Here is a 25,707-nt window from a genome sequence, read left to right on the forward strand (position 1 = left end):
GGAGATAACATGCAACCTAAAATGATAGTCATGTGTGGCATGGCACTACTCGTTATTGGCTGTACACACACTGATGACGGTGAGATGCGATTTTTACCTGATGAATACATAAGTGACGTTAAATACAACAGTATTTATCACTATGGCTATAACCAAGGCTGTGAATCAGCTCTTGCAAAGGCAAAGGTTGCAGGATATAGCTACGTTCAAGATATGACATTAGAGAATAGGTCTACGCAATTTACGGATGGGTGGCAACAAGGATATTCTGCTTGTGAAGCAGGAAAAGAAGTGATGTTATATAATTTATCGAAAACACAATAAAGCTTTCGATGCATATCACTTTTTTATAAATTAAGGTTTGTTTTATAACCAATTGATGTTTATTATAACCAACAAGAAGCATATGTGTTGTTGGTTTAACTTTTTTATAATCAATTATTTTATAATGACAAGAATTAAAAAACAGATCATATGATCTGTTTTTATTATAAATGTAAACTAGCCTAAGTTTTTCATTATTATTTTTAATTATTTATGCTGCAAGAGTCGTTATTTTTTGATTATTAAATCCAATATGAGTTACAACATTAATTTCCGGTAATAATAAATAGTTATCTAATTTATTATTGTTTAATTCAATGATGATTTGTAAGTGGTATTCAGATATCTCCTTGAGGAATGAATAACAATTTGTGGTATTACTACACTTTAACTGTTTATAGCATCCTTCTTTTTCATATACCCAAGCATTATATGTGCACTTATCACGTTCCATTTGTGCGATAAATTCCGCAATATTTTTCATACTTAATCCCTTAATGAACCAATCTATGCTATAGACATTATTAGTATGCCGTAAAGAAGCTAAACTAAAACCATATATTGATAGTTAATATAGATAATGTGATGTAGATAAGTGTTTTGAAGTAATAATGATGCTTGCGAATAACTTCTATTAAATTAATTTAAGATTAAATGAATATAATCTTAGGTATACTTATTAATGTTTTTTAAGTATTTTATAAAACGCTTAATTATTTAATTTATAGGATTGAAATGGCTGGGTTAAAAATACGCTGTTATTGGGCAAATCATTCTAATATAGAAAGCCAATATCATGATGATGAATGGGGTAAACCTAATAAAAATGATCGCTATTTATTTGAATTTATAACCTTGGAAGGCGCTCAAGCAGGGCTTAATTGGTATACTATTTTAAAAAAGCGTGCGAACTATAACGAGGCTTTTGAAGAATATGATATTGATAAGCTTGCAGCCTATAGTGATCAAGAAATTGAATCACGCATAACCACAATTATAGAGAGTTATGACGTTGTTCGTCACCGCAGTAAGCTACGTTCGGTATTTACGAATGCACGTGCTGCACAAGCCTTACAACGTCAGTACGGTAATTTGGCAACGCCACTTTGGCAGTTTGTTAACAATAAGCCACAGCTTAACCATTGGTCTACAAAAGATCAGGTTCCTACCACTACTGCAGCATCATTAGCACTGAGCCAATTTTTAAAACAGCATGGGTTTAAATTTATTGGCAATATAACTTGTTATGCTTTTATGCAAGCCGTTGGAATGGTGAATGATCATACAATCGATTGTCATTGTTATCATGGTATTTCAAAGGACATAATAAAGTCGCTATAAATATAAAAAAGATCACATTTAATGGGCTAAATTCGTTATCATAATTGGATCCATTCTTTCTTTTTTATGGGGCGTTATGTCTACAACGGCAGTGAAGTTAATTCAAAAAGTTACCTGGGTCGGATCTATTGCAAACATTGCTTTAGCATTTATAAAAATTACGATAGGTAAACTTACTGGCAGTCAGGCACTTATTGCCGATGGTGTACACAGTTTTTCTGATTTGGTAACCGATACCGCTATTTTGATTGGTTCGCGTTATTGGACAGCACCAGCAGATAAAGAACATCCTTATGGGCATGGTCGCTTTGAAACACTGACGAATATTTTTATTGGTATTATTTTAGCTATTGTAGGTCTGGGTATTGGCTGGGACTCTCTACATTCAATAAGTACAGAATCACATTTACAACCGGGTATATTAGCGTTTAGTGCTGCGGCTGTGTCTATTGTTGTAAAAGAAGTGCTGTACCGTTGGACGGTAATTCAAGCGAAAAAAATTAACAGCCGTGCATTGTACGCTAATGCTTGGCATCACCGTTCAGACGCTTTGAGTTCCTTGCCGGTTGCTATTGCTGTTATTGCGAATTATTTTTTCCCAACATTCCACTATTTAGATCAAATCGCAGCATTAATTGTTACAGCAATGATATTAAAAGCTTCATTTGAGATTTTATGGCCTGCTATTTTAGAGTTGACGGAAGCAAAAGCAGATTCTGATATTGAAAAACAAATTCAGGCTTATGCCGCTGAAGATAAAGATATTAAAGAAGTGCATGAGATCAGAAGTCGCCGTACTGGTAGTATTATTTTGTTAGATTTTCATTTATTAGTCGATCCTGAAATGAGTGTTGAACGTGCGCACAATATTACTGAAAACTTTAAAACACACTTGCTAAGTGAACTCGATGAAGTTGCCGATATTATTATTCATATTGAGCCGTACAATTGTCAGGAGAGAAAACTGAATCCGTGTTGTGATGATTGCGAGCAACTAAAGAAATAGAATGAGCAACAAGACCGTTTTTAAAGCGGTCTTGTTATTATCTTTCATCTTAGTAATTGTATCAAATTATGGTGTTTTGTAGCCAATGGGCAATATCCATTAATACGTCATTATATTGTGGATATTCTATAGCGAGGTTATCAATAGCCGTATTTATCGCGGTTGCATTATAAGTGAGATTAAGTAATCGTTGTTCAAGTAAGTCTAATGGCACGAGATCTAAACTGTCAGTAAAGAGCTTCACTTCTGTAATCACACCTTTATTAACATCAAGGTGCAGTTCGATACCTCCCCAAGCAAAACGTTCATCAATGCTGTGTGTGAATTGTGGCGTGTTACCAAAATTCCAATCCCAACGGCTAAATTTCGCAAAAGTATCATTAAAACCGGCTAATTCAGGTAGAGCTTGTGGCGAAATATGTTCAATTTCAGCATAGTCTTTGTAATATTCACAAAATGTCTCAATGATGGCATCACAGACCATATTATGGTCAATATTTTCAATGATTTGATTAAGGTTTGTTACTCGTGAACGAACGGATGTGATCCCTTTTGCAGCTAATTTCTTCTTATCTGGATTAAGATAATTGGCTAAGCGGGTTAAATCAGCACTGAGCAATAAAGTGCCATGATGAAAACCTCGATCCATCGTTTCACGGTAGGCTGAACCTGAAAACTTACGTTCGCCTTCGGCATCTTCAACAACCAAATCATTACGGCCTGTGGCCTTACCTTGAATACCGAGTTTATTGAGTGCAGTAAGGACAATATCAGTTGAAATTGTTTTATTGTAATCAGGCTTTCCTGCCATAAACGTAAAGTTAGTATTTCCTAGATCATGAAATACGGCACCCCCTCCACTTTGACGGCGTGCTAATGTAATACCATCTTGTTCCATTTTTAGTGTATTACACTCTTTCCATGGATTTTGTGCACGGCCAATAACAACGGTGTTGTCATTACGCCATAAGAATAACACCTGTTGTTTGGGAGACATTGTACGGAAAATAGCATCTTCAACAGCAAGGTTGAACCATGGATTAGTTGAGTCTGAAATCAGTACTCTAATTTTTGAAGACATCACGCATACCTGACTAAATGTGGATGCCATGAATTTACCTTGTCGCTTAAGAGAGGTAAAGCAGTCAATACAGAATAGGATATTTTGTTAATGAGGAATGTAAAAAAACCAAATCACACTTATAAACTGGAACAAATGTGATTTGGTAAAAATGATTTTAATTATGATATGTCTAGAGAATCTTATTGTTTTCTAGATTATAAAATGAGAATAACATCACATATTTGGTGTGAAAATAGCGATAATTGCAAGGTAAGGTTACTATTTGTTGCGGGTTAATAGTATTTGTATGATGAATAAGTAAAGAATGATGGTCAATAATATAGGTGATGAGAAGGGGGAATAAGAGAGTAATGCAGAAAATAATATCAGTAAGAGCATGGATTGATCACCATGCTACCTTTAATCTATTTATGACATAAAAATATGACTATAGCTAGATTTGTTACTGGTTATTTGTTGTTTGTTCTGTTGGTGTCGATTGACTTGCTTGGTTAAAAACATCATAAGTGATGAAATAGCCAACCAATAAAATGAGGGGAATAAATTTAATCCACTTGTTCATGATGATACCCAGCCAAAAAATGTTCGGCTACCATACCAGTCTTCTTCTGTAGGTAAACATTCATTAATGAAAAGTTAGGTTTTAGGTTGTAAACTTGTATAGCCTAGAATAGCTAAGGTTATGAAAGTGGAGTTTTTTTGCTTCTGTTATGGCTTTTGCTATTGAAAAATCACGAATAAAGAAAAAGCCGACATAGCGGCTTTTTTAAATAAACATTGTACATTAGCTTTAAAAACTAAAACTAAAACTAAAAATAAAGACGCATAACAGATTCTGCAACACAAGCAGGGCGACGACAGCCTTCAATTTCAACAGTGATTTCTTGAACTATTTCTAAACCACGTTTGATAGGAGTTACAGATTGAATTTTTGTTCTAGCACGAATATTCACGCCAGATTTAACTGGATAAGGGAATCGAACTTGATTTAAGCCATAGTTTACAGTCATTTTTGCAGATGGAAACTTTGGACTTGCAGGATCAACACTGTCTGTTAATACAGATAGGAGTGAAAGCGTTAAAAAACCATGAGCAATGGTTGTTTTAAAAGGAGATTCTGCTGCTGCTTTTTCTGGATCAGTATGGATCCATTGATGATCATCTGTGACTTTAGCAAAATTATTGATACGCAATTGATCAACCGTCAACCATTCGCCAACATGAATTTCTTCACCTAATGATGCAGTGAGCTCATTCATGACTTTGGTTGCTTCTGGATGCATTTCAATCTCAATTGGTTCAGATACCGTTTCACCATTAGATATCGAGACGAGGTTATGATCTTTTACCCAAGTTGCAAAGTGACTGCTGTTGGCCTTATTGAGAAATTCGATCCAATAATCGCGAATTGATGGTGATAGCCAGTCTTTAAATTCAAACTGGTGATGTGATAACACTTCACGTTTACGTTTGATAAAATCGACTACTTTTACTTTCATAGAGCATAACCTTAGTTTGAAATGCCACGCTTTGGTTTGGGGCTGGGCATTGTAGCTATTATTTACAGTAGTACAACTGGTATTTGTTATAATAAATATTTATAAAACTCATCGGATGAGTTAATTTTAGGGATGTTAATGCTATTACGCAATAATTAAATGGCGTTTTTTTCGATTTTTATAAAACACTGAGTAGAATTACACCAATTCAAGCCAGATAACCCGTTTGATTATGATAAACCATTGGTCTTAACTGAGGCTGAAATTTATTTAATAGCTACAGGCTATAATAGTTATATGCGCTTTATATTCGTCATGGAGGAAGGGAATGATGGCACATGAAGCTAATTTTGATGGGTTAGTTGGGCCTACGCATAATTATAGTGGACTATCTGCGGGTAATATCGCGTCGCTAACTAATAACCACCAAGTTTCAAACCCCAAAAGAGCTGCTTTGCAGGGGTTGAATAAAATGCAAGCACTGGCTAATTTAGGCTTAATACAAGGGGTAATAGCACCACAAATGCGACCGGATATAAAAATGCTGCGTCGATTAGGCTTTAGTGGCAGTGATCGCCGTGTATTACAACAAGCGGCACAACATGCACCAAAGCTATTAACCAGTTGTTATTCAGCATCAAGTATGTGGGCTGCTAATGCGGCAACTGTTTCACCGTCAGCGGATACGCAAGATCAGCGTGTACATTTTACTCCCGCAAATTTAGCTAGCCATTTCCACCGTTCTATAGAACAGCAAACAACAAGCCGTATTTTAGCTGCAATGTTTAATGACGATAATCATTTTTATCACCATCAACCATTACCAACATCAGAGCAGTTAGGTGATGAAGGTGCCGCTAACCACACTCGATTTTGTGTTCAACATCAAGATCAAGGTATTGAAATGTTTGTGTTTGGGCGTTATGGCTTTGATCATAATCAGCCATCCCCCACGCGTTATCCTGCAAGACAAACTTACGAAGCGAGTGCTGCCATAGCTCGATTACATCAACTTGATCCTCGACATGTGATAATGGTGCAACAAAACCCACTCGTCATCGATCAGGGCGTATTTCATAATGATGTTATTGCGGTTGGTAATCAGCAAACCTTACTTTGCCATCAACATGCTTTTTTAAATCAAGCGAATGTTTATTTGCAACTTCAACAAAAAATGGCGGGAAATTTAACTATTATTGAAGTGCCTAATAACAGAGTGAGTGTTAATGATGCGATAGGTAGTTATTTATTCAATTCACAATTAGTTACGCTACCCAACGGTGATGTTAGTTTGATTTTACCCCAGCAATGCCGAGAGAACTCCCATGTATGGCAATATATTCAACAGCTATTACAAGCGCAGCAAGGGATTAATCGGGTTGATTTATTTGATTTAAATCAGAGTATGCAAAATGGTGGAGGCCCGGCATGCTTAAGACTAAGGGTGGTATTAACCCCACAGGAACATAAAGCAATGAATCCTGCTGTTTTATTAACGGATAGCTTATTTAGACGTTTACAACAGTGGATCCATTTGCATTATCGAGATCGTTTAGTTGAGGATGATTTAGTTGATCCTGCATTATTATTAGCATCGCAAACGGCATTAGATGAACTTACCCGTATTTTAAAGTTGGGCTCGGTGTATGATTTTCAACGAGTATAAGCCGCAATATCATTTAGATACAGCGACTTATAAATAGAGCTAACACATCATTTTTTATTAAAAATCGTTGAGGCGAAATTTTTAAGATTATTGATATCCATTAAATCATCAAGACTATTAATTTCTCCTGTGGGTTGAACAAGTAGAGTATGGTCAATATCACCCCCAGGACTGGCTTGATCTATCATCGTTGGCAATGCATCTTGTAGCCCGATAATGACATCGGGTTCTTCCATATGAAGTTGTGAAGCCAAAGTTGCCAATTTTTGTGCGCCAAATAGGGTTGTAATATTGGCTGCTGAAAGAGTAGCGTTCATATCGTTACTTAGCCAAGAGTTAGCGATATGGGATAAATTTGATTGATGAAGGGTTTTAATAAAAGCTTGAAGATCAACGTGTTGGCCTAGGTCATTCCCTCCTAGTAAAGATGATAATGCAGAGAAAATACTGTTTTCATCGGTAGATTGAGTATTTGCACGTGATTGATTAAAAAATTGTGCCCCAAGACGAATAATTTCAACCATATTCATAATTAAGATCCTTTGCTCAATAAGATTATTATGCGGTTACTAAAAATCGTGATATATAAATGCCACGCACAAGATCTAATAAGCTCATATGATGTTCCTTATTAAATGTATTAATCACAGCTATTAATAAGCATGTTATTAATAATAATACAAAAATAAGATTAAATATTCAGCATTTTATGACATTTTAATGTAAAAATAAGCCATATTGTGATGACAAGCCTTTCCTCCTAAATGTGATCAAGGTGACAAAATCATTTTGGGTATAATGATCACAATGTGCAGCAATGCTTGACCTGTTTTAGAGCAAACAGAGATAATGGCGTTCATTAATCAATGAGTGGAAGAGTCACTCATCGCAACGAATAATTGATGGAGTTTCAATGGCAAAGCTAAGCCTACAAGAGCAAATGCTAAAAGCAGGTCTTATCGATAAGAAAAAGCTAAAAAAAGCCGGTAAGACAACAAAGAAATCACGCACACAAGCAAAAGAAGCAAAGGCTGCTGTTGAGGAAAATCGCGTCTCTCAATTAGAGAAAGACAAAGCGCTTAATCGTCAGCGAGATGAAGATGCGCAACAGAAAGCATTTTTAGCACAGGTTAAACAATTAATCGAAATGAACCGCTTGGATCGTAATAACGGTGATATTGGTTATAACTTTACCGATGGTACGACGGTGAAGAAAATTTATGTTGATAGTTTAATTCAAAAGCAGCTTGTTAATGGCCGCCTTGCGATTGCTCGTTATCTTGATGGCTATGAAGTTATTCCAGCATCGGTAGCGGATAAGATTGCGCTTCGTGATCAAGAATCCATCGTACTTAACAACGTGGTTGATGACAGCATTGTTGATGAAGATGATCCGTATGCAGATTTTGTTATTCCAGATGACTTAATGTGGTAAAAACTGCAATTAAAAAAAAGCCTCGATTGAGGCTTTTTTTATATCCAAAATATTTGGCGATGAGAGGTTTTAGGTATTACTGTTTAAAATGATGCATAAATAGTACGAATAGACTCAAAGAAAAGTAATCGTTTGCTCACTAAATGTTAGTTCAAGGCAGTTGTAATTTAAGCCAATAGGGCATATTTTAATGAGAGTATTTATCATTTGTATTGCTTAAACGATGGTAATGATAAATAAATGTACGATGGTAGTGTCTGTAAGCATTTTCATGGTCAGTCATTATCATTGCATTGTTATAATGATAAACGTACTAGGATAACAATAATGAATAATGAAATCACACGTTGGCTGCAACGTGACTCTGACCCTAAATCACGTCAAGAATTACAACAATTAGTGGCAGATAATGCGACTGAAGAATTAGCCGATCGATTTAATGGTCGCTTAGCGTTTGGTACTGCAGGTTTGCGAGGCATTGTTGGTGCCGGGCCTAATCGTATGAATCGACTAGTTATTCAAGAAACAGCGACAGGTCTAGGGCAATATTTACTCCGTACTGATAGCAACAGTGCCCATAAAGGGGTCGTAATTGGTTATGATGGACGTCCTGATTCTCGTCAATTTGCTCACGATACAGCTTCAGTATTGGTTGCACAGGGCATTAAGGTTTATCTGACAATTAAAGTGGCAGCAACGCCGATTGTCGCTTTTGGGGTCAAGCATTTAGATACAGCAGCCGCAGTTGTTGTGACCGCAAGTCATAATCCTCCGGCGTATAATGGTTTTAAAGTGTATTGGAATAATGGTGCACAGATTATTCCACCTCATGATGCAGGTATTGCCGCTGAAATAGATAAAGCCACTCATTCTGATTTACAGCTTATGGACTTAGCAGAAGCGGAAGCAAAAGGGTTATTAGTTTGGCTTGATGATGCTTATTATCAAGATTATCGACAAGCTATAAATGCAGCACCACTATTAAATAATCATCATAATCCACAAGCGATAAGCTTAGCTTATACGGCTATGCATGGTGTTGGCGCTGAGATGGCTGAAACATTATTAGCAGATGCGGGTTTTACTCATGTTTATAGTGTTGCAGCTCAGCGAGAGCCTGACGGCGCTTTCCCGACGGTTAAATTTCCAAATCCAGAAGAACCTGGCGCTATGGATCTTGTTATTGCAGAAGCCAAACAGCATGGTGCTATCTTAGCATGTGCAAATGATCCTGATGCCGATCGTTTCGCCGTTGCTGCTCGTCGTACTGATGGTGAATATCAGATGCTAACAGGGGATCAAGTAGGGACTTTATTTGGTTATTATCTACTTAATCATGCTCAAGCATCTGCGAGCCTAGTTGGGAATACAATTGTTTCTTCAACCTTATTGGGAAAAATAGCTACTGCGCTTGGAGCGCAATATTACCAAACATTAACTGGCTTTAAATGGCTAACCAATGTCGCAATGGATCGCCAAACAGATGATCATCAATTCTTATTTGCTTATGAAGAAGCCTTAGGTTACACCATTGGCTCAACGGTATGGGATAAAGATGGCTTGTCTGCATTAGTCGTATTTGCACAATTAACAGCTGAATTAACCGCAAAAGGGCAAACGGTTTGGGATCAGCTAGAGGCCATTTATCGTGAATATGGCTTATATATTAATGCGCAACGTAGTATTGCTCTTGATCCTGCAGCAGCTCCTATCGGAGATTCTTTACGCGCGACACCGCCACAATCTATTGCCGGATTAGCTATTCATAGTACTGAAGATTTCAAAACGTCGTTACGTACGTTTAATGATGGTTCTGTAGAAGCGATTGATTTGCCAATTAGCGATGTATTGATTTATCACTTAGAAGGGGGAGCACGTGTTGTTGTGCGTCCATCTGGAACTGAGCCTAAATTGAAATGTTACTATGAAGTGGTTGAACCGATGAGCCAAGAAGAAACGTTTGAGCATGCTCAGTCACGTGCACAAGAAAGCATTGATCAGTTAATTGCTCAACATCAAGCATCGTTGTAATTCAGTCGTCACAATGTGGTAAAGCTGAACTCTGGTCGATTTTCAGTGTATAATCGTAGCAGTTTTAATTTGTTTTAGATAACCAAGGGTTTACCATGCACGATCTTAATATATCGTTACCTGATGATTATGAAAAAGAGCCAGAATTACCGATTCCATCAATTGATGATCAAAAGAAAATTGTGGCAGAGCTTAAGCGTTTAGAAGAAGCGGGTGAATTGACTCCTGAAATCTTGCACGCATTCATGACTGGTGAGCGTTTACCTGAATAAGATCATGTGATCTTTGTGTAATAAAAAGCCTCTTACTGTTCTTCATTTATTATTGAAGCAGTAAGAGGCTTTTTTTATGAGTAACAAATATAAGACTGACAGCGCGTCGCGATAACCCCAATTATCTTTCGCGCTCTTGCATTAATTGTTTGTTACTGAATCTAAACGGTAATCAACAATATTAAATTTACGTGCAACGATAGGTAATCGTGTCATTATTGTGGTCATAACTAAAATCAATAATGTTGGTAATAACCAACTAGCATGTGCTTGGTATAGTGGTAATGCTTCGTTAAAGAATTGGTTAAGATCTGCTGGCATTTTGCCTAAAATACTAATGGCGTCAACAGAACCAAAGATCATTGCAGTGACTAATACCGAAGTATGCGTCAACGTTGAAACATTCATGGCTGATGCTGTTAATGATGCTAAAACTAATGCAATAGCAATCGGACATAGAACCAAGATAGCAGGTAAGCTGACTTTCAAAATATCATTAAGGCCGAAGTTAGCAATAATACCGGTTAATACCACAATAATCGTTGCAGTAAAGCCAAATGAAGCTTTGAAAGTTTGCTGATAATATTCAGCACAAGCATTGGTTAAGCCAACAGTCGTGGTTAGACATGCCATGATAATGATTGCGGCTAATAACCATTGACCGTAAGCACCAAATTCACCTGCAACATAACGCGTTAAGATCACACTGCCGTTCATACCATGAGTTGCAATTGAGGTTGATGTTGCACCAACATATCCCATCGCAATATAGCAACCACCCATAAGAACAAAATAGATCATTGCTACTTTAAACGAGATATTTGCGATACCTTTTTGTGAAACGACGCCTTTTTCTTTAATCGCTTGAATGATAACCCAACCAAAACCTACAGCGGCAATAGCATCCATGGTCATGTAACCTTGAATTAAACCGCTGGTGACAGCGCTATGTTGGTAGTCTCCATAAGGTGCCGCTGGTACGCCAAGTGGTGAAAAGAATGCAGCTAGGCCTAAACCTGCTAAAAGTAAAATCAGTGCAGGAGTCATTACTTTACCAATGTAACTGACTAGGTTACCTGGCTTAAATGCTAAAATTAAGGTTAAAGCCGAAAAAACGATAGAGAACGCGACGAGATGATCGGCTTTGAAAAAAGGCTTTAATCCCATTTCATAAGCAACAGTAACAGCACGTGGCATCCCAAATGCTGGGCCAATTGCTGTGAACAATAATACCCAAAATGTTGTTGCTAACCACTTAGGTAATGCCTTAGTTAGGTTTTTAGTGCTACCAATGCGACCAAGTACAATAATAGTAAAAGCGGGTAATCCCACTGCTGTTACTAAAAAACCGCTCATAGCTGATGTTAATGATGTTCCTGCATCTAAGCCCATAGCAGGGGGGAAGATCAAATTGCCAGCACCGAGAAATAGAGCGAAGGTCATTAGACCGATAGCGAGTAAGTCTTGTGTTTTCAAATGTTATACCTGCATTGTAATGAATATCGAACAGTAACTAATAACTTAAACGTGCAAGTATTATATTGCTGTTGCTTCGTTAAATAATGTTTCCGCAGGTTTGCTGAAAGAAGATATGAAGAGTTGAAACTATCTCCCATCAGCATGGCTGACGGAAGCTTGTCCGCCAGCCTAGCGAATAATCACTAGGATAAAAGCGGAAATAATTCGTGATGTTTTTTTTATCGACATAGAAGCAACATCTACCCAAGCGTTAGCCGCTATCGTCGATGCTAAGTCTTTTTGTTTTCTATGTTCAAACTGTGTTGAATGCATAAGTTAACAACTTCTATGAAATGAATCAGTGAATTATCAGTTAAAAATATAAAGAAAACTTAGTGTTGTAAATAACTTTCTTCAATTTTTTTTTAATCATTATAAAAACATTCAGATTAAAGTGTTAAATGTTAAATAGTTAGGTGGTTATCGTATGTTTATTTTTGTTTTGGTGATTATATTGATTGGTTATGTTGTTCGCTATCGTTAGTTTTCATTTGAAATATGAGCGCTAGGGCTAGCAATTTACTAGCCCTATCAATAACAATTTGTATGAATATTTTAGTTAACAGCAATACTATCAGCACTTTTATATTCGCGTGAACACAGTTTACTGATGAAAATAGTGATAGCAACAGGAGCAAGCCAAGAAGCATGTGAGCTAAATAACGGTAACCAATGTTCGGCAAATGATGCGATATTAGCTGGTAATTTACCTAAAATATTTAATGCATCAATACTGCCAAATAATGTTGCAACAATAACGACAATTGTTTGGCTAATTGATATTTGACGTTGTTCTGGCGTTGAATGATTACTAATAAAGAAAGTGGAAATAATCAATGAAATTGCAATTGGGCATAAAATTAAGATCGCTGGCAGACTTACTTGAATAATGGTTTCTAAACCTACGTTAGAGATAATAGCGGTGAGTACCATAATTACTGTTGCACTAAGTTTGAATTTTATACCGTAGGTATTTTTATAATATTCGCCATTAGCATTAGTGAGTCCAACCGTTGTTGTTAAACATGCCATTAAGGTGATTGTTGCTAATAACAGTTGACCTAATGTGCCAAACTCACCTGCAGCATAGCGGGTAAGAATTTCGCCACCATTGGTTGCTTGTGGTGCAATATCAGAAGAGGTTGCGCCTAAATATCCCATTGCAAGGTAACAAAGTGACATAAGAAATGCGTAAATCAGGGCGATGCGAAGCGTGTAGTAAGAAATGGCTTTGTCACATTTCACTCCCGTATTACGAATCGTTTGAATGATAACCCAACCAAAAGCAACCGCAGCGATAGCATCTAATGTCATGTAACCTTGAATAAGCCCATTTACGGTAGGTGCTTGGCGGTAGGTTTCAGTGGCAGCTGTTGGTGAGCCTAATGGGTTTATTACGGCTGAAATAGCCAGTAATGCAAGCATTGCAATCAGTGCAGGTGTCATTACTTTACCGATATAATCAACAAGCTTACCCGGTTTTAAAGCTAATGCTAATGTAAGAGCACAAAAAATAGCAGAGAAAACCATTAATCCATTACCAGAATAAAACGGTTTTATTCCCATTTCATAAGCAACGGTTACAGCACGGGGCAATACAAAAGCGGGCCCTAGTGTTGTTAATACTAAAAACCAAAATGAGCGATCCATCCATTTGGGTAATGCCGCCGTTAATTTGTCAGCAGAAGATAAGCGACCAAGAACAACAAGTGTTAACGCGGGTAAACCAACAGCAGTTAATAGAAATCCAGCAATAGCAATGAGCCAATTTTCACCTGCTTGCTGTGCCATAAGGGGAGGGAATATTAAGTTACCAGCACCGAGAAATAATGCAAAGGTCATAAAACCGATGGCTGCAAGTTCTTTTCTTTTCAAATGACATACCTTAATTCAAATAAAACAATTTGAGTCAGTATGCTGGAAGAGATAATTTAGAAGTGAAATTCATATCCGCCAGCGTTACTGACGAATAAATTAACCGTCAGCGTCAGAGAATGACGACGACGACAGAGTTTAGCGCACAAGCAATCTGTAAGGTTGCTGTGGTTGTAGCATCCTGATTGTTGTTAATGTTCTGAGACATAGCTTATACGCTCTAAATAAAATGAAGTATCAACTTAATCGGTATTGGCACGCTTGTAAAGCGTGATGAGAAAATAAACGATATTTTTTTCATATTCACTGACCAGATGCCATATAAACAGCTGAATTACTGTCATTATGAAATAACACCTGGTCATTTATGAGGAAAGTAATTGTTACTGGTTTAATAACAATGTTTGTAATTCAGCAAGTGAAGTCACGGTATAGGTCGGATTGATATCTTTCGGTTGTGGCTTTTGTTCGCTATTTAGCCAGCAGGTATCCATACCAGCGTTGATTCCGCCTAAAATATCTGACTGTGGGTTATCACCAACCATTAAAATATTTTGACGCTCCATCATATCCATTTTCTGACAGGCATAATCAAAAATTTTAATATCTGGTTTTGCAACACCTACTTGTTCTGAAATAACGAGCACATCAAAATAATTTTTAAATCCAGTGCGTTGTAATCGAATTTCTTGTAGTGCGGTGAAACCATTGGTGATTATGCCTAATTTAGCGTGTGGCTTTAATGCATCAAGGAGTGCTTGAGCACCAGTTAATGGTGTACAGATATCAGCCATTGCCATCAAAAAATCATGATTTAGCTGTTCTGTTGGCAGAGATAGTGTTGCTGCCCACGATTCAAAACGAATATTTTGTAATTCTGTGGCTGAAATTTTACCATTTTGATAATCAACCCATAATGGTCTATTTACCGTTTCATATTCTTCAAAGTCAGCGTGGGTAAAAGTGATATTATGGCGAGAAAACATCAGCTGAAGGCCGCGAAATGCATCAAAGTGAAACAAGGTTTCATCAGCATCAAATAAAATCCATTGGTACTTCATTAAATGTCACTCTCTATTTTATTGAGTAAAAAATGTGCGTTATTATTGCTTATTGAGCTGGTGGTAGTTTACTTGAAATACGAATCTATAAGCCAGTAAATCACTATTAATTAATGAGTAAATAATGAGTAATAACGTTGACCTATGATTTTTTTCTATTGATATGAATTTTTTATTGAACTCAATAGTGTGATATATGTCTACTTGTACCATAATCACATCATCTCTTTAAGAGTGAAGAATTAGCCAATTGAGGAAAGAAAATGGGCATTATATCTTGGATTATTTTAGGTTTAATTGCTGGTGCATTAGCGAAATGGTTAATGCCAGGTGAAGATGGTGGCGGTTGGATTGTAACAATGGCGCTAGGTATTGGTGGTGCTTTTGTGGGTGGCTTTGTTGGGCAGTTTATTGGCCTTGGTCACGCAACAGGTGTAAATATTGGTAGTATCATTACTGCCACATTGGGCGCTTTCATTCTATTATTTGTTTATAATCGATTTATTCGTTAATAATCAATATATTGTTGCAGTTATTAATTAAAAAAAGCGGGTCGTTTCGTACGATTCGCTTTTTTTATACTTCAAATTCCTTTGCCAACGCATATTGTCCTATACCCCCCCCTTTTTATTTGTAGAATGATATTTTTATATAAACATTATCTCTGTTTGTTTTTGCATTTTTAGCGATAAAACATGATTTTTTTGAATCTTGTAGCTAAAAATAAATACCATTTTACTAACTTGTTGCATAAATGTTAGCTATTGAGCCTAAAGATATAAAATTTTTTCGCTAAACTAAAAAAGATCGATCACACTGTGTTCTGGTTATTAATGAGAAATATCATTACTGATCGTTATAAAAACAGTTGAAATTATAAAAACTGAAATGGCAATTAGCTATTAATCATAACGTGGAGCACGAAATGGAAAAGGGATTTAATAAAACCAAAATTGCGGGCATTATTGCGAGTTTCTTGTTAGTAAGTACTGCGGCTCAAGTACAAGCAGCCCCAAGTCATGATAAAAATGTGATTGGTTATTTAACGCAATGGGAAGCATGGAAAGGAACGAATGCTGGCTTCTCTGTAAAAGGTGAAGCGACTCATTTAAACGTAGATATGGATATCTATTCTATTCTTAACTTCTCATTTTTTGGGGTCGCTAAAGACGGCACGTTACACAGTGGTGATTTACGAAATAAACAAATTTATAAGCCAGGTAGTGTGCAAGAGCCAGGTCCGTTATTACACCCTGATGTGTATTCAAGCTGGGATTTCCATATTTTGTGGGGTGAGTTGGAATATATTCATCAATATCCTGTTAATGAACCGTGGGATGCAGAGAATTTAGCCAAAGTTAAAGCGCAAGGTTTCGTAAAAAGTGGTAAGGGGTGGCGTCATAAGCCAACGGGTATTGAAGGAAATATGCCGATTCCTCTTAAAAAAGAAGGCGGAGCCCCTGGATTGATTGATCTTGCGAATCAAAAAGGCGTTAAGGTTATGGCGTCATTAGGGGGGTGGAGTATGTCTAAGCACTTTCCTGAAATGGCGGCAGATCCAGTTAAAAAAGCGCGCTTCTTAAAAGATTTAGATAAGTTAATGGCATTAGGTTTTCACGGTATTGATATTGATTGGGAATACCCAGGGTTTGGCGGAATGAACTTTGCTGGCGATCCTACTGATTTTGCTAATTTCGAACAGCTCATGGAAGATATTCGTAAGCGTATTGGTCCAGATAAATTATTGACTGCTGCATTCTCTGCATCTACTGCTAAGCTTGAAGGTTTCAACTGGCCACGTCTTGTTAAATCGATGGATTACTTCAACATGATGACTTATGACCTTAATGGTGCATGGTCAAATGTTACCGGCCACAATGCGCCATTGTACCCATATCCTGAAGAAGAATATGCAGGTTTAGATTTAGAAACACTCCGTATTTGGATGGCTGAACAAGGTATTCCATCAGAAAAAATTAACTTTGGTGCTGCGTTTTATGGTCGCGGTGTACAAACCACAGAAGCAGAAGCTTATTTAGGTGCGCCAACGGATAAACGTATGTATACCATGTCTGTTGATGGTCCATTACTCAGTGCGGTTGATGTTGATAACTGGAAAGAATTTGAAGGGTCACCAAACTATAATTATATAGTTAAAACGTCAGGTTGGGAGCATAAGTGGGATGCTAATGCAGAAGTTCCTTATGCTGTGAAAGGTAAATATTTCTTAAGTTATGATGATGTTCCATCTATTAAGAAAAAAGCACAGTACATTGTAGATAATGACCTTGGCGGGGTTATTGTGTGGCAAGTTCATGGTGATATTCAATGTGAAGGTACCTTTATTAACCATGGAACTAAGTTAAAAGAATGTACGAAGCTTAGTTCTCCATTAGCTGAAGCTATCGATGATGTTTTTAGTGCCAATACCACACCTAATGCAGCGCCTGAATTAACCGTACCGAGTGCGCAAGCCGCAATGTCTGGCGAGACTATCAGCTTTAGTGTGTCAGCAACCGATACTGATGGTGATCGTCTAAGCTTTAGCTCGACAGAAGCGCAAGTGACAGATAACGGAGATGGTACTGCAACTGTGACTTATACGGCACCAAATACTGCGACTGATATCGTGACATCGATAGTGGTTAAAGTGACCGATGGTCGTAAGAGTGCAACGAAATCTGTCGTTGTTAATGTGAAGGGGTCTGGTGTTGTTGAAAACACAGCGCCTGAATTAACGGCACCAGCAACAGTTGATGTTAAAAGTGGTCAGAGTGTCGTTATAGCAGTAACGGCAACCGATGCTGACGGTGATACGCTTACTTATTCTGCATCAGCAGGGAAAGTTGTTGTTACTGAAACTGGTGCAAAAATTACTGTTACTGCGCCAACTGTCACTACAGATACGACCGTTAATGTCGTGATTACTGTTTCTGATGGTGAAGCATCGACCCAACAAACGGTGGTTGTTAATGTGGCTGCGGATGGTGGTGCCGTTGGTGATACGTGGAATGCCGATACTATTTATAACAGTGGTGATACCGTAGTCTATAACGGTGTTACTTATACTGCTCAATGGTGGACGAAAGGTGAAACTCCTGGAACATCTTCTGTATGGGTAGAAGAGGATACAGGCGAAGTTGGTGGGTGGTCAGCATCTAAAACATATAATGGTGGTGATGAAGTTATCTTTGAGGATAATAATTACCGCGCCAAATGGTGGACAAAAGGTGACAAACCCGGTAATGCTAATGGCCCTTGGGAACGCATCTAACCTTATTTGTTAGTCTAAATAAGAGATAATAAAAAACCCCGCATAGTTATTTATCATTATAATAACTAACGGGGTTTTCTTTATTTTATTGCTTGTATTACAAGCCGATGATTAATGACATTGCTGTTGAAACAATTAACGCCCCAATCATTGGAATTGCAGTTCGTTTAACGAGCTCAAATGGTGATACATCGGCAACACCAGCTACCGCAACAATCGCACCCGTGATAGGCGACATTGAACGCGCAATACCAGATGCTAATTGCATTGGCATTAACATTACGACGGCATTAACGCCAACTTTGTTGGCAATATCTGGCACCATGGCTGCAAATGAGAAGAATGGTGCATTACCTGAACCCATTAAGATAGCGGCAAAAGTAATAATAATAACCATCAGAATTATCATTATTGCAGGGGATAATGACGCATTAATTGCGAAATTAATCACAGTATCAAGTAAACCTATCACTTTCATACCATGAGCGAACACTTGACCGGCAATAACTAATGTTACAACGCGTGCAAATTGTTTACCCATGCTATCAAAATAAACCAAAATATCTTTAAAGATAGGTTTTGCACCGTGACGAATACCTTCACATACCATTGCCACTGCGATTGAAATAAACATTGCAGTAACGACATCGATTTTTACTGTATCAATAGCCATTGGGCTAAAGATCATGATTAATGCAAGTGGAATAATAGGTAGTAATGCATACCATGCTGGTGGCGCAACGTGTTCTTCTTCTGCTTGAAGTTCAACATTATCAGTTGTTGTGGCACGACGATCAAACCATTGCTGAACAAAGAAATGCAGAGTGGCAATAGTTATCATTGTGGCAATAGCAACGGGGAGTTGGTAGGTAATAAAATATTCAGTTACAGGAATATCAGCAGTACGTGCCGCCAAATTTACGTTACCTGATGCAGGACCTAAATCCAAACAAGCTGCTGTTGCGATAACAGCAACGGCAGACATTTTACTAACACCAAGGCGTACTAAAATAGGATATAGGGTAACCATTAACAATAAGCCAAGGCCTGATGCACTTGGAATAAAGATATTAAGGATCTGACCCATAATATAACCCAAAGCCATCACTAAATAAGGGGCTTTGAAATAGCCTAATGGTTTAATGGCAATATTGACTAATGCGCGTGAGGCACCAATATGATCCATATATTTAGCAAAACCACCGACGGCCATGATAATAAGACCCAGAGTGCCGACTGTTTTGGCTGTGGTATTTTTTAAGAATGTAAAAATATCAAGCCATTGATTACCGCTTGAAATGTTTTCAGGAAGTGGTGTGCCCGTATTAAAAACAATAGCCGCAGCCATCATTATAATACCGCCAAGCAGTAATGTTGTTTGTGGGTTGTATTTCTTGTAAATCAATAAGCCTACAAGGAATATAACAATAAGGCTAAATATTGTAACCATCATCTATCTCCATATTGGAAAGCGTCCATTTAATATGGCGAAGGATAATAGAAGATTGAAAACGTTTTCACGATGAGAATTAATTCAAATTAGAGGTAAATTAGTGTAACTATGATTGCGGTCAAATAAATAACATTATCAATACCAAGTGCATAAAATGAACAAAACAAATATTCATATTAAGATTAACAATAATTAAACATTAAATGGCTAGTGACTAAATTTAGTTCCAATTTTCGGTATTCTTAACAGGAATAGCATGTAAAGAATTGACGTTGCTAGATATGATTATTAAGTATACTTGTGGTTGTGTGCTATTTTGATTTTTACATTAAATATTCTATTCACTGTACTTTATTATGTTATGTCACCGTCTCTGACAACTGGTGCATCCTCGGCATGCCTGTCTAGTCGTTTTATCTAATTGTGATCGTTGTACTCGACAATAAGCATTTTTCAATGCTCTACGCGCGGCAAACCAGTCTTTGGGTTTTTCTAAGAGTAAATAGCCATTAAATCGTTTTACTAATTGGAGACGGTTTGCATTAATAAATTGACTATCGAAGCCAATTTCAAAGTAATCAAGCGCTTGTTCTATAGATGTAAAGCTTTTTATTGTTATTAGAATGTTGTCTTTATTCATGATGCTATGGATTCTATTTAAAGGCTATATGCATTAGTTAAGAATGCATAAATTATGCTTGAAGTGATGTAAATTTTATAATGTATTAGCGTAAAGATAAATCAATAATGATTAAATAGCCCGTGGCGGATTAATATCGTCACGGGCTGAATTTTAGTGCATGTTATGCTGCTTGTGGTTGTAAATAACCTAACCATGCAGTTTGGTAAAGTTGATGCGATTGTTGACGAAGTTGATTAATTTGCGCCATTTCAAACTCAGATAGTGAGCGTTGTTGCTGCTGTGCTAAACGTTCGATATGTTGAATTTTTTCATATAGATCATGTTCTGGGCCATTTTTAATGGTTGAAATTTCATCTAAGTGCAGTTGAACCTCAGTGATAATTTGACTATGAGGTAAGCGAACTAATACGTTTAAATCACGGTAGCCTGATGGCGTAGGGTTTTTGAATCGGTTTTTCACACTAACAATGGTCGCTTCTTTTGCTAATAGCTCATACGCTTGAACCAATGCGGGAATATTTTGAGCAACAATAGAGCCTCGTGCTATATCGGTGATTTTATCTGTTTCACCCTGCAATTCAGTAGCAATTTTTTGTTGTGAACGTTGTGCTGATTTTATTTGAGGAATAATAATATCAGTAGTTGATGCCAAGCTGACACTTTGCAGTAAGGTTTGTAATTCTACTTGTGCATCAGTTGATGCTAAGTAAAGTGCATCAAAATTAGTAAAAGGCTGACGAAGGTTATCATCTCGCCATGATTGAATGCTGTATAAGCCACTCAAATCACGCTGGAAAGCCTTTCGGCTCGCTTGTGTCTGGCGAGTCTGTGATTGGTCATGAGTATTAAAGGCGGGAGCGATCGCTGGTGCTGCTGCAACGGTGCGGCTGAGCATACAAAAAAGAACAAAACTTGTACGTAAAACAGATTTTATGTTCATTAAACAACTCCTAAAAATATTGCAAGTGCAATATCAAAACATACAAAAACGGGTATATCTAAAAGGGGTATGCTAGTTGTAATGTCTTACCTGTTTACATCTTAATAACTTTACCTTGAATAGAAGTTGAATACTGTGCTGATATTCATATTTTTGAATTATTTATTACACTTTATTTACATTATTCATAATCATAGTGAATTAAAAGGTGATTAGCGGCGTGTTTTCGGGCTGATATGCCTTTTTTATCATAAATGCTGTTATCAAATAGAGGTAAAATACGGCATAGTAACAATAGAGCTATCAATACTTGGGGCTATGTACCAACTGGGTAAGTGGATTTAGTGTAATTATTATTTAGTTTTGCTCAATAAGTATTGTACTTAGCGGCGTATATTTTAAGGAAAAAAGATGCAGGAAAATCTATTAATTGGTTTCGTTGTCATTTGGCTAGGTTTAACGGTGGGAAGTGTAATGCTATTCCAACGTGGTAACGATGTAGCGAAAAAGCGCCGTTTATGGCCAGTTTATACCGTGTTTAGTAATGTTGTGATTGGTGGTTTTATTATTTTTATGCAACCGCCGATAGCATGGATGATTTCGATATTGATCCTGCTAGTGCCTGTAACTTTACTTACGATCCGTTCAACAAAATTTTGCGATAGTTGTGGTCAGGCAAGCCGCTCTCCTTTTTTTATGAAGCCGCCACAAACATGCAGTCATTGTAAAAAAACTTTATAGGTAATATGGCAACACCATAAAAACCACTGTAAGAATATTAAACAGTGGTTTTTATATGTCTTTTTTAAGACTTAAGGGAAAGCGTTCAAAATGAATGCCATCAGGACCCGATATCATAAATTGACGGATATTTTGATGATCATGATTTTGTGGGTACTTAACGACCTCATCACGATAAAATGCACCAAAACAGGCTAAAGTTTCAGATTTAGTCAGTTGATGTAAATGTGCGAATGCAAATATTTTACATGATCCTTCATTTGTTCCTGCAAGGTTAATCACGGCATCGTTTGTTTGGCCATTAATAAATTGTGTTGGCTGATAATGATAGTTGTGATTAATCATTGCGATTATTTCTTTAAAATCAACGTTATTTGGTGTGTGTTTTATTTTTCTGATAAGGGTGTCCATAATGTTTTAATGTTCCTTATAATAAGTACATAAAAAGAAGGCTAGCGTGATGCCAGCCTTGATAGAAAAAATTGCTATTAGCGACGTTTATTCGCGAGTGTTTTTAATTCGTAGTCTAGTTCGTCAGGGTAGATTACAAGGCCTTCCTGTTCTGGAATAGGGAAAACAACGAGAGCAAGTTCATCATCTTCTAAGCCATGCGTCCAACGGCTATGCCATTTATTTAATGAAATCGCTTCTGCTTTACATGTTTCCCATTCACCTGTCGCCCACGCTTCGGCAAATTCTTTATTTGGCCAAACAGGAACGCAATCTTCATCATCAGTATTGAGCATTACACATCCATGCTCATCGGTAAGGATCCAGATTTCACGGTTAGCTACGACTTCTTTCACTAAATGTTTATAGCGTTTTTCTGCATCAAAGCTTTGAATTGTTTCGATCATTGCAGCATCTAAAGGGGTAGACATACTGTAGTCCTATTTTTTACACATTATTATTTTAGGCAAGGATAAAACAAAAGTAGAGTAACGTCTTGTGTTATCCATGCTTTTTCTACTCTTACTCGGCGTTAGCGTAAGAGTATAATGTCTAAATAGTTATATTTTAATGAATACTTAAATGTACAAAAAACAATAAAGTACAATATTTTGTTTATTTGTTTTTTATAAAAACAAATAAATCATATGAATATTTTTGTCATGTTTTTTTCTTAATGTAATGAAATATAACACTTAAATAACTATGAGTGTTATTAATAGATTTAATCTAGTATATTTTTAATGTCATTCTTAAGGTTGATACAATGCAAAATAGACCGTTCTTACCTATATTTTTTAATATAAATTGATAATGGCTATTTTCTTAAAAGGTGACTCTAATGGTAGCTATAAATGACAAAAAAAAGAGTAATGGACGTCTTGTTGCCATGGGGTGTACTTATGAACCTTGGATAGCATTATTAGAACAAGCCGGTTGGAAAACACACTGTTGCTACGATTTGCGTACTGCTGATGCGATATTAGACGAATATAGCCCTTGTGTATGTATTGTTGATTTAAGTAACAATGACTTTAGCTTAAATAGTATTTCTCAACGAGCAAATAAAACCAAGCATGTGAAATGGATCGCTATTATAAAGAAAGAACAATTAAAAATTGATTCTATTTGTCAATTTATAAATAATTTCTGTATTGATTTTTTTTCTACTCCCATACCAACAAGCCAGTTATTAGATACAGCAGGGCATCAATTAGGAATGCTAGAAATTGAATCAACATCTTGGGTTGATGAAAATCATCAATGTGAAGTTGGATTATATGGCGAATCTAAATCGATTAAGCACTTGAGAGACATGGTCAAACGCGTTTCGATGACTGACGTTAATGTTTTACTCAGTGGTGAGCAAGGGGTTGGCAAAGAATTAATAGCGAAAACAATCCATAATTTAAGTAAACGACGTAATGATGACTTTACCATTATTAATTGTTCTTCATTATCTGACAGTGATCAGCGCACACATTTTTTAGACCCTCAGCAAGATATGAATTTTAGCTGTACTATAAAAAGCGGCACTGTCTTATTAAATAGTGTGGAAGAACTATCTAAATCATTACAGTTGAAACTACTGAATTATTTGCAACAACCAGAAAATGAAAAACTAAACGATCAGGGGTACTTTGACGTACGAGTTATTACATCATCAAGCGTTGATTTAGAGTTAGCTGTGAAAAATGATACCTTTAATAAAGAGCTTTATTATCGTCTGAATGTCTTTCATGTAGCAGTACCCACATTAAGAGAACGCGGTGCTGATATTATATTATTGGCTGAATATTATTTACAGAAATTCTCAAAAGAGTACAGCACACGAGCGATGCATTATAGTGAGGAAGCAAAACAATTATTACTACGTTATAACTGGCCTGGTAATGTTCGAGAGTTAATAAATCAAGTAAAGCGGGTTTCATTATTAAATGATAGTAATGAAGTGAGTCTTGACCATTTTGATTTGCCTAAAAAGATAAATACTAAGCAGAGTTTACGAACCATAAAAGATGAAGCAGAAAAAGATGTATTAGTAACGATGTTGGAAACTCATAAAGGGCAAGTGGCATCGGCCGCAAAAGATTTAGGCGTCTCACGTGCTACTATGTATCGCTTGCTCAACAAGCACAATATTATTCCGGATGTACGCTATTATAATGGTGGCTATGCGGCCGAATAGTTAACTTTTTTCAATGGAATTAAGTGATAGCGTAAACAATAATGGGCAGTGGTCGCTGAGAGTAAACTGTAAGAGTTTCTGTCTATCATATTGAATTTGTTGTTGACTTAGTGCTTTGATATCAGTGGTAGCAATTAGATGATCAATGAGTTGACGATAAGTACGGATGCGCGTTTTTTTTGTTACTAATTTTACTGTGCAATTGGCTTTTATTGCTGTTGATAATAGTTTGATTGCTCCTGCATCATTTGAGATTTTTCTGAGAAATTGTCGGCTATCAACTATCTGGTGGTTAATATCACCAACAATAATGAAGGGATAAGATTGCTGCTGTTGTGTTTCAACCCATTGTTTGATTAAAGTGAGCTGTTGTGTGAGAGTTTTACATGCTTGCGTTTTCTGTTTGAATAACTGTGTTTCGGTAAAACAACCTGATTTGAGATGAAGGTTGAGCAATTGAATTGATTGTTGATTAATCACTATTTCGATAATACTGCCATAACGTAATTTGTTTTTAAATGGCATTGGAATTCCAGTCGCTATTGCAGGTGAACTTAATTGCGATAAATCTGTAATATCATTAACAACGATATGCCGTTTAACAGCAAACCCCGTATATTGATTATTCTTTTTAAAGGTATCTTGTGGATTATGAATGCGATCTGATAGATAAATATTATATTGTGTTTTATCAACGATTCGATATAGAGCTTCAGTACTATCAACTTCTTGGAAAGCAAGAATGTCAGGTGAATAAGTCGTAAATAATTGGCGTAACGCATTATAATCAGCAACTGAACGTTTGACTGGCGAAGTTTGCTTTAATGATAGCCATTGCATATTCCAGCTCATTAACGTAAAGGACTGCGCGTAGCTCTTACTTGTAGTGAATGAAAATAATATGAA

The 25,707-nt window shown here is 36.7% G+C and carries 24 protein-coding genes; 11 read left to right on the forward strand and 13 right to left on the reverse strand.

All coding sequences use genetic code 11. From position 1 onward, the window contains the following. The first annotated feature begins 9 nt into the window (after positions 1-9). Positions 10-324: a hypothetical protein gene (locus tag VXS03_RS13805; RefSeq protein ID WP_327764361.1), complete on the forward strand. Its 315-nt coding sequence runs from the start codon at positions 10-12 to the stop codon at positions 322-324. A gap of 211 nt (positions 325-535) precedes the next feature. Here the strand turns inward: VXS03_RS13805 and VXS03_RS13810 are convergent, their stop codons facing one another. Further along, the gene (locus tag VXS03_RS13810) at positions 536-808 is read right to left on the reverse strand and encodes a hypothetical protein (RefSeq protein ID WP_327764362.1); all 273 of its coding nucleotides are present in this window, start codon (positions 806-808) and stop codon (positions 536-538) included. A 251-nt stretch (positions 809-1,059) separates the two neighbouring features. On the opposite strand from VXS03_RS13810, the gene VXS03_RS13815 reads away from it, so the two are divergent. Together VXS03_RS13815 and VXS03_RS13820 are read left to right on the forward strand one after the other, a co-directional pair. Continuing rightward, entirely contained in the window at positions 1,060-1,665 is a 606-nt protein-coding gene (locus VXS03_RS13815; RefSeq protein ID WP_327764363.1) for a DNA-3-methyladenine glycosylase I, read from the forward strand. A 76-nt stretch (positions 1,666-1,741) separates the two neighbouring features. Continuing rightward, positions 1,742-2,671 carry a cation diffusion facilitator family transporter gene (locus VXS03_RS13820; protein WP_327764364.1) on the forward strand — a complete coding sequence of 310 codons (930 nt, stop codon included), beginning with the start codon at positions 1,742-1,744 and terminating at the stop codon, positions 2,669-2,671. A gap of 61 nt (positions 2,672-2,732) precedes the next feature. Here VXS03_RS13820 and VXS03_RS13825 read toward each other — a convergent pair whose 3' ends face one another. Together VXS03_RS13825 and VXS03_RS13830 are read right to left on the reverse strand one after the other, a co-directional pair. Continuing rightward, positions 2,733-3,752, reverse strand: coding sequence for a lipoate--protein ligase (locus tag VXS03_RS13825; protein ID WP_327764467.1), 1,020 nt, complete (start codon positions 3,750-3,752; stop codon positions 2,733-2,735). A gap of 812 nt (positions 3,753-4,564) precedes the next feature. Further along, complete coding sequence (locus tag VXS03_RS13830) at positions 4,565-5,254, reverse strand: MaoC family dehydratase (RefSeq protein WP_327764365.1); 690 nt, start codon at positions 5,252-5,254, stop codon at positions 4,565-4,567. Between the two features lie 328 nt (positions 5,255-5,582). On the opposite strand from VXS03_RS13830, the gene astB reads away from it, so the two are divergent. Continuing rightward, on the forward strand, positions 5,583-6,920 hold the full coding sequence (gene astB / locus VXS03_RS13835) for an N-succinylarginine dihydrolase (RefSeq protein ID WP_327764366.1): 1,338 nt from the start codon (positions 5,583-5,585) through the stop codon (positions 6,918-6,920). A 47-nt stretch (positions 6,921-6,967) separates the two neighbouring features. Here the strand turns inward: astB and VXS03_RS13840 are convergent, their stop codons facing one another. Further along, on the reverse strand, positions 6,968-7,450 hold the full coding sequence (locus VXS03_RS13840; protein WP_327764367.1) for a YidB family protein: 483 nt from the start codon (positions 7,448-7,450) through the stop codon (positions 6,968-6,970). 383 nt (positions 7,451-7,833) lie between these two features. Here VXS03_RS13840 and VXS03_RS13845 point away from each other — a divergent pair, with 383 nt between their 5' ends. The 3 genes from VXS03_RS13845 (at position 7,834) to VXS03_RS13855 (ending at position 10,658) form a co-directional block, all read left to right on the forward strand. Next, complete coding sequence (locus tag VXS03_RS13845) at positions 7,834-8,355, forward strand: DUF2058 domain-containing protein (RefSeq protein ID WP_327764368.1); 522 nt, start codon at positions 7,834-7,836, stop codon at positions 8,353-8,355. 327 nt (positions 8,356-8,682) lie between these two features. Next, on the forward strand, positions 8,683-10,386 hold the full coding sequence (locus tag VXS03_RS13850) for a phospho-sugar mutase (protein ID WP_327764369.1): 1,704 nt from the start codon (positions 8,683-8,685) through the stop codon (positions 10,384-10,386). Positions 10,387-10,481: 95 nt separating this feature from the next. Next, entirely contained in the window at positions 10,482-10,658 is a 177-nt protein-coding gene (locus VXS03_RS13855) for an ATPase (protein ID WP_080155695.1), read from the forward strand. A 141-nt stretch (positions 10,659-10,799) separates the two neighbouring features. On the opposite strand, the gene brnQ (VXS03_RS13860) is transcribed toward VXS03_RS13855, so the two are convergent. The 3 genes from brnQ (VXS03_RS13860) to yjjG form a co-directional block, all read right to left on the reverse strand. Next, a complete protein-coding gene (gene brnQ, locus VXS03_RS13860) occupies positions 10,800-12,134 on the reverse strand; it encodes a branched-chain amino acid transport system II carrier protein (protein WP_327764370.1) in 1,335 nt (444 codons plus the stop codon). 597 nt (positions 12,135-12,731) lie between these two features. Beyond that, entirely contained in the window at positions 12,732-14,051 is a 1,320-nt protein-coding gene (brnQ, locus tag VXS03_RS13865) for a branched-chain amino acid transport system II carrier protein (protein WP_327764371.1), read from the reverse strand. A 383-nt stretch (positions 14,052-14,434) separates the two neighbouring features. Next, positions 14,435-15,112 (reverse strand): pyrimidine 5'-nucleotidase, encoded by a 678-nt coding sequence (gene yjjG, locus VXS03_RS13870; protein WP_327764373.1) that lies wholly within the window; start codon positions 15,110-15,112, stop codon positions 14,435-14,437. 263 nt (positions 15,113-15,375) lie between these two features. Here yjjG and VXS03_RS13875 point away from each other — a divergent pair, with 263 nt between their 5' ends. Both VXS03_RS13875 and VXS03_RS13880 read left to right on the forward strand, forming a co-directional pair. Further along, a complete protein-coding gene (locus tag VXS03_RS13875) occupies positions 15,376-15,624 on the forward strand; it encodes a GlsB/YeaQ/YmgE family stress response membrane protein (protein ID WP_080155699.1) in 249 nt (82 codons plus the stop codon). 413 nt (positions 15,625-16,037) lie between these two features. Beyond that, positions 16,038-18,386: a glycosyl hydrolase family 18 protein gene (locus VXS03_RS13880; RefSeq protein ID WP_327764375.1), complete on the forward strand. Its 2,349-nt coding sequence runs from the start codon at positions 16,038-16,040 to the stop codon at positions 18,384-18,386. A 97-nt stretch (positions 18,387-18,483) separates the two neighbouring features. Here the strand turns inward: VXS03_RS13880 and dcuC are convergent, their stop codons facing one another. From dcuC to VXS03_RS13895, 3 genes are all read right to left on the reverse strand, one after another. Beyond that, positions 18,484-19,839 carry a C4-dicarboxylate transporter DcuC gene (dcuC, locus tag VXS03_RS13885; RefSeq protein WP_327764377.1) on the reverse strand — a complete coding sequence of 452 codons (1,356 nt, stop codon included), beginning with the start codon at positions 19,837-19,839 and terminating at the stop codon, positions 18,484-18,486. A gap of 364 nt (positions 19,840-20,203) precedes the next feature. Beyond that, positions 20,204-20,479 (reverse strand): nitrogenase-stabilizing/protective protein NifW, encoded by a 276-nt coding sequence (locus VXS03_RS13890; protein WP_327764379.1) that lies wholly within the window; start codon positions 20,477-20,479, stop codon positions 20,204-20,206. A gap of 163 nt (positions 20,480-20,642) precedes the next feature. After that, positions 20,643-21,422 carry a RelA/SpoT domain-containing protein gene (locus VXS03_RS13895; protein ID WP_327764380.1) on the reverse strand — a complete coding sequence of 260 codons (780 nt, stop codon included), beginning with the start codon at positions 21,420-21,422 and terminating at the stop codon, positions 20,643-20,645. 411 nt (positions 21,423-21,833) lie between these two features. Between VXS03_RS13895 and VXS03_RS13900 the strand changes: the two genes are divergently transcribed. Continuing rightward, on the forward strand, positions 21,834-22,163 hold the full coding sequence (locus tag VXS03_RS13900) for a hypothetical protein (RefSeq protein WP_327764382.1): 330 nt from the start codon (positions 21,834-21,836) through the stop codon (positions 22,161-22,163). 51 nt (positions 22,164-22,214) lie between these two features. Here the strand turns inward: VXS03_RS13900 and VXS03_RS13905 are convergent, their stop codons facing one another. Further along, positions 22,215-22,574: a HopJ type III effector protein gene (locus VXS03_RS13905; RefSeq protein WP_327764383.1), complete on the reverse strand. Its 360-nt coding sequence runs from the start codon at positions 22,572-22,574 to the stop codon at positions 22,215-22,217. Positions 22,575-22,651: 77 nt separating this feature from the next. Further along, on the reverse strand, positions 22,652-23,044 hold the full coding sequence (locus VXS03_RS13910; protein WP_045028823.1) for a DUF2750 domain-containing protein: 393 nt from the start codon (positions 23,042-23,044) through the stop codon (positions 22,652-22,654). Positions 23,045-23,454: 410 nt separating this feature from the next. Between VXS03_RS13910 and VXS03_RS13915 the strand changes: the two genes are divergently transcribed. Continuing rightward, positions 23,455-24,801 (forward strand): sigma-54-dependent transcriptional regulator, encoded by a 1,347-nt coding sequence (locus tag VXS03_RS13915; protein ID WP_327764384.1) that lies wholly within the window; start codon positions 23,455-23,457, stop codon positions 24,799-24,801. Here the strand turns inward: VXS03_RS13915 and VXS03_RS13920 are convergent, their stop codons facing one another. After that, positions 24,802-25,641: an endonuclease/exonuclease/phosphatase family protein gene (locus tag VXS03_RS13920; RefSeq protein WP_327764386.1), complete on the reverse strand. Its 840-nt coding sequence runs from the start codon at positions 25,639-25,641 to the stop codon at positions 24,802-24,804. Positions 25,642-25,707 lie beyond the last annotated feature (66 nt).

Origin of the sequence: Photobacterium sp. S4TG1 (assembly GCF_036040035.1) — a bacterium.
GTDB lineage: Bacteria > Pseudomonadota > Gammaproteobacteria > Enterobacterales > Vibrionaceae > Photobacterium.